Here is a 12,964-nt window from a genome sequence, read left to right as displayed (position 1 = left end):
GTAGGGGAGCGCTGCTTGAGCACAGACCAAGGCGTTCAGAGACCTTGGTGATGAGACGGTTTTTGGAGTATAGATGTGCAAACTTCTAATAAGAACGCACATAAAAACCGGTCCATCATGCAAAAAAACATCACCTCCCTGGGGTCGCTTAATTGGGACGACCTCAAGTTTTTCCTGGAAGTGGCCCGCACCCGCAAGGCCAGCACCGCGGCCAAGCGCCTCGCTGTCGACTACACCACGGTGTCTCGCCGCATCAGCTCGCTGGAAACTTCACTGGGCACGCTGCTGTTCGAAAAATCCCGGACCAACGGCTTCGTGCTGACCGCGGAAGGCCAACGCCTGCTGAGCTATGCCGAATCGATCGAAAGCACCCTGCACATGGCCTGCGAACAGGTGTCCGGGTCCGGCGTCGCGTTGTCCGGCCACGTGCGCATGGGCTGCACCGAAGGCTTCGGCAGCTTCTTTATCACGCCGCAACTGAGCCACTTCGTCGATGCCTACCCGGCCATTTCAGTGGATATCCTTCCGCTGCCCCACTTCATCAGCCTTTCCAAGCGAGAGGCCGATATCGTCATCGCACTCGAGCGTCCCGAACATGGCCCGTATGTGTGCTGCAAGTTGTGTGATTACCGCCTGCAGCTCTACGCCACCCGGCAATACCTCGACAACCATCCCCCCATTCACCGCCCGGCGGACCTGAACAAGCATTCGTTCATCAGTTACGTCGACGACCTGGCGTTCAGTTCCGAGCTGCTCTACCTGGCGAACGTCTTGCCTGGCGCCAATGCTCACCTGCGCAGCACCAGCGTGATCGCGCAGTACGTAGCGGCGCAGCAAGGACGTTCACTGGCCATCCTGCCGTGCTTCCTCGCCGCCCAGGATGCTCAACTGCTGCCCGTGCTGCCGGAGGAAATCAGCGTTACCCGACAGTTCTGGATGTACTGCCGGGAGGACTTGCGCAAGCTCAAGCGGATCACCCTGTTGTGGGATTACATCCGCGAGGTGACCGAACAGAACCGCCCGCTGCTGATGGGCGACAGCCGGGAAATGGTATTCGCCGACTAATCGGCGATGACCACAATGGCAACCCGACGGTTCTCGGTACGGCCACTGGCGGTGTCGTTGGAAGCGACCGGCATGGTGCTGCCCAGGCCGCGCAGTTGGATATTCTCTTCGCGCATGCCGACACTTTTCAAAACCGTACCGACGCTGTTGGCACGACGCATCGACAATTGTTCGTTATACGCCTGGGAGCCTGACGCGTCGGTGTGACCATCGACGCGTACCCGCTCGATTCCGGCTCCCAGCAGGGCCTTGCCAATCCGCTCGACAATTTCGGTACTGGCCGGGTTGAGACTTTCCACATCGCTACCGAACAGCACCTTGCCCGACAAGCCAAACGCCCAGCCTTCATCGGTCAATTTGAACCCTTGTTCCTTCAACACGGCGATTTGCGCCGGGGTCAGCCCTTTCGGCGGGGTGGTCTGGCAACCAGCCAGGACCAGGATCGTCATGAACAGGAATGCGATGAACCGTTGCAGGCTGGATTGGAAAAATGAACGCACGAACTGGCTCCTGATTGTGGTTAAGCAACGGGGTGCTCCGCCCCCGACGAATGTCGCCCGCCCCGGGCGAGACGCTTGGCCTGGTACATCGCGGCATCGGCAGCGTGCAACAAGGCGCCCGGAGTGGCGCCATGATCGGGATAGACCGCGATGCCAATGCTCAGAGAGGTCAGCACCGAAGCATTGCCGGGCAACTGGATCGGCATTTCCATGCTGGCGATGATTTTCTCTGCGATCGTTTCGGCATCTTCCAGCTTGTGCAGCGGCGAGAGCAGCACGGCAAACTCATCCCCGCCCAGACGCGCCACCAGATCATCCTCACGCAACTGCGCCCGGACTCGGGTCGCCACTGCCGTCAGCACCGCATCCCCCGCGGCGTGACCAAAATTGTCGTTGATACCCTTGAACCGATCGCTGTCCAGATACAGCACCGCCACTTGCTCATCGAGTTTGCTGGCGTTGCGCAAGGCGCGAATCAGCCGACCTTCGAAATACGCTCGGTTTGGCAATCCGGTCAGGCTGTCGTGGCTGGCCTGGTGGGCAAGGCTTTCGTTCTCGCTTTGCAGATGGGTTTGCCAGGATTCGAGCTCGGCGAGCAGCGCGTTGAAGTCGTTGCCCAGATTATCCAGTTCGGCGATGGCGGCCGGAGGTACGCGCCGGTCCAGCGCCCGTTCGCTGCGCGCCGCGTGGGCCACTTCCGCCAGGTAGCGCAACGGGCCGGTAATCGCCCGCAACTGACGTCGGGCCAGATACAACGCCACCCAGGCACTCACCGCCGTACACAGAATGATTCCCGCCAGACCGCTAAGCAAAAAGCGCAACAGGCTGCCTCCGTGTCCCGCCAACAGAATGCTGCCGATGGTCCGGCCCTGGTGAATGATCGGCAGACTGATGGGCTTTTCCAGGAAGGCCTTGGCGATGTGCATTTCCAGATCCGACAACAACCCAGTCTCCGGACGTTGCCAGCGCGCCAACAAGCGGCCGTGTTCATTGAACACCTGGGCGTCCGCGACTTCTTCGGTGTTGGCAATCAAGGCCAATGCTTCGGTGGCAGCAGCCGAATCATCGAACACTACGGCCGCTTCCACTGTGTAGTTGATCGAGCGTGCGATCAGGTGCAGATTGTGGTCGGCATACACCCGCAGTGCCAGGACACCGAGCAGTGTCAATGAAACGCTGGCCATGGCGATTGCCACCAGCGCGACGATCAAGTGACCGCGCCCGATGACCGAGCCCAGGGTAGGACGAATCCGTGGTGTAGGCAGGCTCATGGTGCCGTTGACCTGCGTCGGGATAGCTGCAACACACTGGGGTGGATGCGTACGCCGCTGCGCGCCACGGAATCCAGATTGACCTCGAACGACACCTGCTCATCACCCACTCGCAGGCAGAACAGGCTGCCCACGGTGCAAGGATCACCTCCTTCGCTGATGCTCAACACGGGCTTGCCGATCAAGGAGGCATACAGGCGGGTGCGCTCTTCACTGGTCAGCCTTCCGACATAGACGGCGTTACAGTCGGTCTCGATGCCGGGATGATCCGCCAACAGACGCTGGACGGCGACCGGCCGGCCCGTGGCCTGGGCAGTGCCCTTGACCAGGTCATCGGTATATTGGGTCGGCCCGACGATGCACAGCTGCAGTTGCGTGGGCTCCACAGGCCAACGGGCATAGCTGAGGATGCCCAACACCACTTGGGTCACCGACTCGGCCCGCTGTTCTGCCCGGGTAGCGGATACCTGTTCCTGAGCAGCGATCACAGGCGGCAGCAGCCCCAGAAAACCGGCCAGCAAACAATGCCTCCAGCCCTTGCTGCGCGCTGCCTCTCGACCAGCCACATCCATGAAGAGTCTCTTGTCGGTACGATAAATGCCGGAACGATAGCACAGTGCCAAAAACCCGGCGAGACAGCGTCCTACGACGCTTCCGACAGAAGCAGGCAGAATCGCGCCACGACGAATCGACTCAATTGTCCCGTTCCAGATCCAGCATCAAACCGCTCAAACGCTTGACCTTGCGCCGAACCGCCTCTTCGAACACGCCCGCTCGCGGTTCGATCAAACTGAACCACTGCCTGGCTCGGGTAATCGCGGTATACACCAGCTCTTTGGTCAATACGGGGTTCAGCGCATCCGGAAGAATCAGGGCCGTATGGGTGAATTCGGAGCCCTGGGATTTGTGCACCGTCATGGCGTACACCGTTTCCACGTCATTCAGGCGGCTTGGCAGGACGAAACGCACACCGCCTCGCCCATCGTTACGAGGGAACGCGACCCGCAAAACCTGTTTGCCCGCATCCGGCCCCTCACGCTCGGGCATCCTGAGGGCAATGCCAATATCGCCATTCATCAGGCCCAGCCCGTAATCGTTGCGGGTCATCAACACCGGACGCCCCTCGTACCAGTGGTGATCGCTGTCAATGAGACTGGCCTTGAGCAACGCGGCGGTAACTCGCTGGTTCAAGCCTTCGACACCCCAGGGTCCCTTGCGCACTGCGCACAGCAGCTGGAAAGCATCGAATGCCGAGAGCACCTCCCGGGCCCAGTCGGCCCAGCAGCTGTCTTCCAGCGGTCGGGAAATGGCTGGGCGCCGTTGTTGCAATACACTCAGGTAGTGCCGGTACCCTTGGGGGCCTTCGGCATGCCCTTCGAGCAATAGACGCTCCAGCGCGCCGTCGTGCTCCCCCCGCAACGCCAGGGAAAACAGATCCGCATATTGCCTGTCCCCCAGCACCTGCCGGGCTTTTTCCGGTTGTTGCTGGTTGACCCAGCGGGCCAGTTGCCCGATGCCGCTGCCCTCGCCGAAGCGTCGTGAATGCCTGAGCATGACCACCTGCTGGGCCAGCGGATGGCTGCCGTCGAGGTCTTGCTGCAGGTCACTGGTCGTCAGGTTTTCGCCGCTGACCGACTCAAGCCAGGCCCGGGTCTGGGGGGTGTACCACCCTTCTTCGGCGTCTCGGCACAAGTCCCCCAGCACAGCACCGGCTTCCACCGAGGCCAGTTGATCCTTGTCCCCCAGCAGGATCAGTCGCGCATGGGCCGGCAACGCATCCAGCAGATTGGCCATCATTTCCAGGTCGATCATGGAGGCTTCATCGACTACCAGCACATCCAATGGCAACCGGTTGCCCGCATGATGGCGGAAATGTCGGGTTCCAGGCCGGCTGCCGAGCAACCGGTGGACAGTGGTCACGTCACAGGGAATACGCTCGCGTACCGCAGCGCTCACATCCAGGCTCAGGACCTGTTGACTGATGGACTCCGTCAGGCGCGCCGCTGCCTTGCCAGTGGGCGCGGCCAGGCGAATACGCAGCGGCTTGCCTGCCTCGACGGCAGGAGCCTGGAGTAACGCCAGCAAGCGCACGACGGTGGTGGTCTTGCCGGTGCCCGGCCCTCCGGTCACGATGCTGAAGGCCCCCCGGGTGGCCAACGCGCAGGCGAGTTTCTGCCAATCGATCGGCCCCGCGCCGGCAGCCCCGAACAGGCCGTCCAGGCGCTCGCGCAGATCGTTGGGGGCTGCGTCCTGTTTGGTAAGCCGCTGCCGCAGCGCCTCATCGATCCGTCGCTCGTAGGTCCAGTAACGGCGCAGGTAGAGGCGTTTACCCGACAGCACCATCGGACGCTGCCGCGCTTCTTCCCCCTCGTCCTCGGCCAAGGCCACCAAGCGGCTGGCAGCCAGGATCCTGCACCATCGTGCGCCGTCCAGTGTCTGCAGTATCTGCGAAGGCAACAGCATCACACCGGCCTGCAGATCTCCTTCGGGGGGCAATGACAAGGCGAAATCCGGCTCCTTGAGGGTTTCGAACAGGTCCAGGCAGACATGCCCATGTCCCAGTTGATGGCTGGTGAGCGCCGCGGCGAGCAGCACCAGCGGATCATCGTCAGGCGCCAGTTCCTGGAGAAACGCAACGAAAGCCTTGTCCAGGGCTCGCAACCACCCACGCTCGACCCAACGCGTCAGGAGCAGGAGCAGATCGTCCGAACGGCTCAGGGGCGACAGGTCGATCAAGCTGTCGTCTTCGGAGGATTTGGGCAGCAGATCGGCGAAAGAACGACTCATAGCAATTCTCCCTGTACCCATGCCGGCTCGGCCTTGGGCTCGGGCAAGCCCTGGAACAGACGATCCAGCTGTTCGATCAAGGCTCGTGGGGGTTTGGTGAAATAGACACCCTGGCTGGCTGCACGAGTGCCGCGGAGAAACAGGTATAACGCTCCACCCACATGGCGGTCATAGTCATATCCGGGCAAGCGCGCCTTGAGCTGGCGGTGCAGCGCCAGCAGGTACAGCACGTACTGCAGATCGTAGCGATTATCCAGAATCGATTGCTCCATTGCCTGGGAGGTATAGGCCGTATCATCGGCTCCCAACCAGTTGGATTTGTAATCCGCCACGTAATAGCGGCCGTCATGCTCGAACGTCAGGTCGATGAATCCCTTGAACATGCCGTTGAGCAGCACCGGTTCCGCGGCGACACGGGCCACGCCACCGTGGGTGAACTGGCAGACCAGTTGGTCCAGCTTGAGCACATCGACCTTATGACTGGCGAACCAGAACTCCATCTCGACCTGGAACTGGCTCAGGTGTGCAAGCACCACGGGCGCCTGGTTGTTGCCGATCTGCAAGGGCAGGGTCATGAGGTGTTGCAGCCAGTCATTGAGCGTCGTGATCCAGCCTTTCCAGCCCCGACGATTGCAACGTCGGGCAACGACGTCTTCGATGGCCGCCGGCGCAGCCATAAACCCTTCGCCGGCAAGCCACTCCAGAAGCCCATGAAGGAACGTGCCTGGGTTGGGGCCGCGGGGGAAGCGATGGATATCGCCGCCCGTCGCGGCAACGACCCTTGGAGCGTCCGGATCAAGACGCTCATCGTCGAACAGCTTTTGGGCTTGTGGATCTTCCGGCGCCGCGTCGCTGCCAGCACTCAGGTTTTCGCCGATACGCAGCGCGCTATAGGAGGCAATCCACCAGTTTTCGCTGGCTTTACGGGTGGGCTTGAGCGGATCGAGCAACACCGTCTCATTGCGAGGAGGCTGGTAATGTTCCTCGGTTGCCTGGGGCATTTCCTGGCAGCTGACGGCCGAGCTGCCTTGCTGCAACTCTTCAAGCCAGCGTTCCAATGCCGCCGAGTCGGCCAGCGGCGTCCCGCCCCCGAGCAGATAACCCAACGCGGACAAGTGCAGGACCGAGTTGTTGTTACTGCCCCGCTTGAGATCGGCGACACCCAGCCAGCAGGCATGTTGGGCACGGGTAAGCGCCACGTAGAGAAGACGCAAGTCCTCGGCGAGGCGCTCGTCATCAGCCCTGGCAATCAGCTCGGCGGTGGGCGTGAGGCTGACCTGCGCCTTACCTTCCTCATCGTGGTAATGCAAAGGCAGACGTGTACCGTCCACCGGTTTGGTCGAGCAGATGAACGGCAGGAAGACCAATGGATACTCAAGCCCCTTGGACTTGTGGATCGTGACCACCTTGACCAATTGCTCATCGCTTTCCAGACGCAGGATCTGCTCCTCCCCTGCCTGCCCGGACAAGGCCAGGTGCTCCGACAGATGCCGAATCAGGGCTTGCTCGCCATCCAGCTCACCCGCGGCCTGCTGCAACAGCTCGCTCAGGTGCAACAGGTTGGTCAGCACCCGTTCACCGTCGCTGCGCGCCATCAAGGCCCGGGGCAACTCGAAATCATGCAGCAGCCGTCGCAACATGGGCAGTACGCCCTGGGTGCGCCAAACGGTGCGATAACCGCGAAACTGCATGACCCGCGCTTCCCATACCAGCTCGTCCTGGTTGAGTCGCTCCAGCTCCGTCAATGGCAGATTCAAGGTAATGCTGGCCAACGCTGCCCGTAGCGGCCGCTCGGCATCCGGCTCGGCGCAGGCCCTGAGCCAGATCAACAGGTCGCGGGCCTCCTGCGAGCCAAAGACTGAATCCTTGTCGGATAGATAAACGCTGCGCACGCCCCGTGCAGACAATTGATCTCGCACGGCCTGCGCTTCCTTGCCATCGCGCACCAGAATGGCAATATCGGCCGGCAACAGCTTACGCAGCACGTTTTCATGACTCATGAAGCCGTTGCGACCGGCCTGGCCACCATTGAGCAACGCCGTGATTTCACTGGCACAGGCCGCCGCCAGCTGCTGCCGATACACCGCACCGGAGAGCGGTTGTTCCGATGGCAGGTACCAGATGTTCATCGCAGTGATGGCTTGTCCCGCAATCTGCAAGGACTCCTTGCGCCCCTGTGACTCGACAGGCAGGAACGGCAGCGGGTTCACTCCCGAAGCGTCACGAAACAGAAACGCCCCGCGACTCTTCGGACGAGATTCGGCGTACTGGAAAACATGGTTTACCGCACCCACCATGGCATGGCTGGAACGGAAGTTCGTCCCCAGCGTATGCAACCTGCCGACCGTAGCCTCACGGGCCCGAAGGTAAGTGTGGATATCGGCACCTCGAAAGGCATAAATGGCCTGTTTCGGATCCCCAATCAAAAACAGGCCGGTTTCAGGGTTGTTGTCTTCGATGCGGTAAATGCTCTCGAAAATCCGGTATTGAACCGGGTCGGTGTCCTGGAACTCATCGATCAGCGCGACCGGAAACTGCTCGCGGATCAGACTCGCCAGCCGCTCGCCGCCCTCGGCTTGCAACGCCGCATCCAGACGCAACAGCATGTCGTCGAATCCCATCTCCGCGCGCCGACGCTTCTCGGCCTCGAAGCGTGCGCCGACCCATTGCGCGGCATGCTGCAACACCGCGGCATCCGGAGTGGGCAAGGCGTCCAGGCTGGCCTTGAGACTGACCATGGCGTCCAGCCCCGGATGGCTGGGCACCTCGCCTTTCCAGGCCTGCGCCATGCCCTCGGGGGTCAGTCGGGTGAAGCCGGTACCGATGTCCAGCAATTCCAGGCTTTCATCTTCTACCCAGGCAGAAATTTTCTGGAACCAAGGCTCGAAGTACCGGGCCTGCATCTTGCGCGCATCGACACTCTTGCTGGCAACGCCCTGCTGACAGATTTCCAGCAGCTCCACGGCCCACTGGCGCCAGGGCGCCTTGAGGTCGAGCAAGGCAGCACTGCGTTCGCGCAGCGATGCCGCGATGAGTTCGGCCGGCTCAGTTCCCCGGCCATCGTCTTGCGCACTGGCGAAGAGCCCCCTGACGCGCGGCAGCAGGGAGGCAGGCCCTCCCCAATGGGTACGCACCCAGTTCAACGCCTCACCCTGCATCGAGTAGCAGAACATCCGCCAGTAATCGCGCAGCACCTCTGCGAGCAATTCGCTATGGTCGGTTTCCAGGGTCTGGGTAAACAGGCTGCCGCTGTCGAAAGCGTGTTCACGCAGCATGCGCTGGCACCAGCTGTGGATGGTCGAAACCGCCGCTTCGTCCATCCATTGCGCGGCGACATCCAGCCGGTTGGCGCAGCCAGGCCAATGCTCCTCGGCAAACTCATCACGCAACTGGACAATCAGTGAGTCCGGGGCAGGAATCTCATTTCGAAAGAAACGCGCCGCTTCAGCCAGGCGTGTACGGATACGTTCGCGCAGTTCTTTGGTAGCGGCGTCGGTGAAAGTCACCACCAGGATTTGCGGCGGAAGCAGCTCGCGACCAAATCCGGTCGCCGCACCACCATGCCCCAATACCAGGCGCAGGTATAACGCCGAGATAGTAAAGGTCTTGCCAGTACCGGCACTGGCCTCGATCAACTGGCTCCCATGCAGGGGGAAAGCCAGGGCCAATGGCGTCTGCCGACTCATGACGGTGTCTCCTCTCCAGCCGCCGAACGCCACGGGGCTTCGAACAGCGGCCGATAAAGTGCATCGCACCAGTCCGCAAATGTCTCGTCAGCCATCAGGGCTTGGAAGTCGGCAAATTGCCGGGCCAGGGCCGGGCTCTCTCGTCGTTCGCCTTCAGAGGTCTGACCATCCCCTTCGTAGGCTTTTCGAGCAGCCGCCATGGCCTTGGCCAGCTCGGATTGGCCGAGCCAGGCAAAGGCAGTCTTCACCGCGACCGGAAGCGGCTGGCGCATACCGGCCTGCCAGGCCTGCAACAGATCACCGAGCAGCCTTCGCGCCATGGGTTCCTCGAAAGGAGGCAACAGCAGACTGTCATCGCTGGCCACCAGCGCGCTAGTCATCGACAGACCATTGGCGCAAGCCGCCAGGTGGTTCACCCAGGGGCGAATGAGGCGATGCCATTTACGGGTCTTGGCAGAGCCAATGCCATTAGGTATTGCCGTAATGGCAAGGACTGCGCCATCGGAACGCTGGTGCAAGCCACTTAGCCACCCTTCGACACTCACCCCCTGCAATCGAAGGCTGACCGGGATCGCGTTGGTCAGCGGCGTCGGCCATAGAGCCAGAAGCTGCTGATAACGCTGGAGTAGATCCGGCAGGGGTTCGATCAACTCCCGTTGCAGGCATTCACCAAAACCGGCCATTGGTAACAGGCCGCTGTTCTGGAGTCTTCGGGCGTGGGCCGTAAGAGCAAGATCCGGCTGGTCGAGTCGAACCAGGGCAGCCTCCAGCAAACTGTCGCTCAGGCTGTAGCGTTGGAGCGCATCGAGAACGAAGGGTTCATCATCGGCCAGCGGCACTTCAGCGGCCTCGAAGAACACTTTCAATCGCTGGTTGAAAAAATGGCGGATGGGGTTGCGCATGAAATCCTGCAACTGACCGATGCTCAAGGGTTCTTCCTGAACATAGGGCGACAATAAACGTGGACTGACCGCAACATCGCGGTCGTCATGCAATAGTCGCCATTCGCTGGCATAACTGAACAACTCATCGCCCTGAATGAAATAACGCGCGCTGAAGGGCTGCAAGGGATGCTCTTGGGTCAGCGCCTCGAGAAGGTCCTTACCTGCATCCGCCAGTCTCCATCCGCTGGCGATATGATCCCGCAACTGGCCGATCAGCACCGATGCCGGTCGTTCGCTGTTATCGCGGATACTGCGTCCTACCCAACTGATGTAGAGCTTCTCACGAGCCGAAAGCAGTGCCTCCAATAACAGATAGCGATCATCCTCTCGTCGGGAACGGTCCCCCGGTCGATAGTCGCTGCCCATCAGATCGAAATCCAATGGCGGTTGAGCTCGCGGATAGTCGCCATCGTTCATTCCCAACAGGCAGACCAGCTTGAAGGGAATCGCCCGCATCGGCATCAGGGTACAGAAGTTCACCGCTCCAGCGAGGAAGCGCTGGGACAGCCGCCCCTGATCCAGCCCTGCCAACCAGGCTTCACGCACGACCGTCAGCGGCAGCTCATCGTGCAAGCCTACCGACTCGCAGGTTTCCAGCCAGGTTTCACGCAGGTCTTCGAGCTGGGCCAGCAGATAGTCGTCATGCTCGTTGCCTGCCAGGAAAAACAACTGCATCAGGTCGCGCAGACGCGCTCCCCAGACTTGCGGCGCTGCCGGCTGGGTGAACGCCTGATGGGCCACTTGCAGCGCATCCAGCAGAGCGACCAATGGGCCAATCAACGCCGCATCGAGACCGCCTATTTCATCGTAGGGTTCGATACCTTCATAAGCGTCCGAACGACCGACGGCGTATCCCAGCAACATGCGACGCAACCCAAAACGCCAGCTGTTCTGCTCAAGCTCCGCAGGCAGCCCCAGCGCTGCGCGATGATCTGCGTCCATGCCCCAACGGATACCCGCGCCCTCAATCCATCTATGCAAGGTTGGCAGGTCAGCCTCGTCAATGCCGAAACGTCCACGCAACGCCGGGACATCCAGCAGATCGAGAATTTCACTTACCGGGAAGCGACTATCGGGCAGCTTCAGCAAATGTTCGATAGCAATCAGCAACGGATCTCTTCCACGCTGCCCCTGGTCGGTCAGGGTGAAAGGAATGAAACGTGGGTCCGTTCTGTCGATCTGGCCAAATACGGCGCGAATATGCGGCGCATAGCTGTCGATGTCCGGAACCATGACGATGATATCCCGGGGACGCAGCGTAGGATCCGCACTGAAGTGGGCAAGCAGCTGGTCATGGAGAATCTCCACCTCACGCTGGGCGCTATGGGCAACATGGAACCGGATCGACTCATCTCGTCCTTTATCCACCGGAGGCCACTTGGTTCGGGTTTCTTCCAAGGGGCGCAGCTCAAGAATGTCATCCTGCAACTGACCGAGGAGAGTCGTGGGATGGCTATCACTGAACAGGTCGATTCGCCCCTCTCGAAAAACCGAGCGATAGCTGCTGGGATCGTCATAGCTGTCGAGCAGGTTGATATAGTCACGCCCTTGCTTGCCCCAGGCTGCCAACAAAGGATGCGCATGCTGGTGCAGGGTTTGCGGATCGAGAACGGCGGGCATGCCTGCCTTGCGAGCCTGGCGTTTGTATTGATGTCGCAGCAGGTCCTTGTCGGCCACGATGTCCGCCCAATGATGGCGGCATGGATTATGGACACATAACAGCACCTGGCTGAACCGAGAGAGACCGGCGAGCGCTTCGAGGACCTGGGCGGGTAGCGAAGAGATGCCGAACACGATGACCCGGCCGGGAAGGCCTTTCGGAGCGCTCTCCAGGCTGTTGATACGCTCGATGTATCGTTGGTGGACGCCTGCACGGCTTTGCGCCATACCTTGCTCCCCCACATCCAGCAGCAAGGCCCGCCAAAGTTCGGCCTGCCAGCAATTGGCCGGCGCAAGTGCCTTGACTTCGCCACGGACATTTCTTGTTTGATGCCGTCCTTCAGCCCAATCTTCAAGCCAGTCGGCCCGGTACACCTGGTATTGATCGAAGAGGTCGGCAAGGCGCTCGGACAATTGGTAGCGCTTGCGAAGGTCGGTGTCATGGGTCAGGAACCGGCGCAGAGGCTCGAAATGAGGCTGTTCGATCAACTGCGGCAGGAGTCGCATCAGACGCCAGGTTAGCGGGGCCTTGTCGAGCAGGGACTTGGCGGGAATTTCGTCACGCCCCAGAACCGTACGATAGAGTTGCCACATGAAACTGCCTGGTAGCTGCACATCGATGGCCGCTGCAATACCACAGCCACCGCTGTCATCGTCTTCCGGGTCCTCGGCCAGCGCGAGCTTGAGCCACTGGGCAATGCCGTTGCTTTGTACGAGTGCGATTTCGTTTTCGAGAGGGGCCAGCGGATACCGCCGCATCAAGCTGATGACCAGACTGCGCAACTCATCCAGGCGATTACCGTGAACCACCATGAAAGCAGGGCTGAGGGACGTTGCGTCCGGCATAAAGGCATCCTTGAAAAAGGGCAAAAGCTAGGGCCGAACCTTAGCACTGTCGGCCAGCTGTGGCAGCCGGGAACGTTCCGTGCTTATCGTAAGAACTTTCCTGCGGGCAAAACAAAACCCCTACCTGCGTCAGCAGATAGGGGTTTCGGAATTTAATCTTGACGATGACCTACTCTCACATGGGGAAACCCCACACTACCATCGGC

At 60.8% G+C, this 12,964-nt stretch carries 7 protein-coding genes; 1 reads left to right on the top strand and 6 read right to left on the bottom strand.

Annotation, left to right across the window (positions count from 1 at the left end; all coding sequences use genetic code 11):
* Positions 1 to 117 precede the first annotated feature (117 nt).
* Positions 118 to 1,065 (top strand): LysR family transcriptional regulator, encoded by a 948-nt coding sequence (locus tag EGM97_RS25145; protein ID WP_238963786.1) that lies wholly within the window; start codon positions 118 to 120, stop codon positions 1,063 to 1,065.
* Here EGM97_RS25145 and yfiB read toward each other — a convergent pair.
* The 6 genes from yfiB to recC all read right to left on the bottom strand — a co-directional run bounded on the left by yfiB (position 1,062) and on the right by recC (position 12,758).
* On the bottom strand, positions 1,062 to 1,565 hold the full coding sequence (gene yfiB / locus EGM97_RS25140; RefSeq protein WP_477788871.1) for an outer membrane lipoprotein YfiB: 504 nt from the start codon (positions 1,563 to 1,565) through the stop codon (positions 1,062 to 1,064). The two genes, EGM97_RS25145 and yfiB, sit on opposite strands and share 4 nt — an antisense overlap.
* Positions 1,566 to 1,585: 20 nt before the next feature.
* Entirely contained in the window at positions 1,586 to 2,836 is a 1,251-nt protein-coding gene (gene dgcN / locus EGM97_RS25135; protein ID WP_238963793.1) for a diguanylate cyclase DgcN/YfiN, read from the bottom strand.
* Positions 2,833 to 3,408, bottom strand: coding sequence for a regulatory sequestration protein YfiR (gene yfiR / locus EGM97_RS25130; protein ID WP_238963795.1), 576 nt, complete (start codon positions 3,406 to 3,408; stop codon positions 2,833 to 2,835). The genes dgcN and yfiR overlap by 4 nt, the downstream gene beginning before the upstream one ends.
* Positions 3,409 to 3,529: 121 nt before the next feature.
* On the bottom strand, positions 3,530 to 5,623 hold the full coding sequence (gene recD / locus EGM97_RS25125) for an exodeoxyribonuclease V subunit alpha (RefSeq protein WP_238963802.1): 2,094 nt from the start codon (positions 5,621 to 5,623) through the stop codon (positions 3,530 to 3,532).
* Positions 5,620 to 9,309: an exodeoxyribonuclease V subunit beta gene (gene recB, locus EGM97_RS25120; protein WP_238963804.1), complete on the bottom strand. Its 3,690-nt coding sequence runs from the start codon at positions 9,307 to 9,309 to the stop codon at positions 5,620 to 5,622. Before recB ends, recD begins: the two co-directional genes overlap by 4 nt.
* Entirely contained in the window at positions 9,306 to 12,758 is a 3,453-nt protein-coding gene (recC, locus tag EGM97_RS25115) for an exodeoxyribonuclease V subunit gamma (protein WP_238963806.1), read from the bottom strand. Before recC ends, recB begins: the two co-directional genes overlap by 4 nt.
* Between the last annotated feature and the right edge of the window lie 206 nt (positions 12,759 to 12,964).

The sequence above is a fragment of the Pseudomonas sp. AF32 genome (assembly GCF_022342325.2).
Taxonomy (GTDB): Bacteria; Pseudomonadota; Gammaproteobacteria; order Pseudomonadales; family Pseudomonadaceae; genus Aquipseudomonas; species Aquipseudomonas uvaldensis.
This window is presented reverse-complemented; position numbering and strand designations above follow the sequence as displayed.

Coding starts and splice junctions, on each gene's coding strand:
- EGM97_RS25145 (WP_238963786.1), top strand. CDS start 118: ATGCAAAAAAACATCACCTCCCTGGGGTCGCTTAATTGGGACGACCTC.
- dgcN (WP_238963793.1), bottom strand. CDS start 2,836: ATGAGCCTGCCTACACCACGGATTCGTCCTACCCTGGGCTCGGTCATC.
- yfiR (WP_238963795.1), bottom strand. CDS start 3,408: ATGGATGTGGCTGGTCGAGAGGCAGCGCGCAGCAAGGGCTGGAGGCAT.
- recD (WP_238963802.1), bottom strand. CDS start 5,623: ATGAGTCGTTCTTTCGCCGATCTGCTGCCCAAATCCTCCGAAGACGAC.
- recB (WP_238963804.1), bottom strand. CDS start 9,309: ATGAGTCGGCAGACGCCATTGGCCCTGGCTTTCCCCCTGCATGGGAGC.
- recC (WP_238963806.1), bottom strand. CDS start 12,758: ATGCCGGACGCAACGTCCCTCAGCCCTGCTTTCATGGTGGTTCACGGT.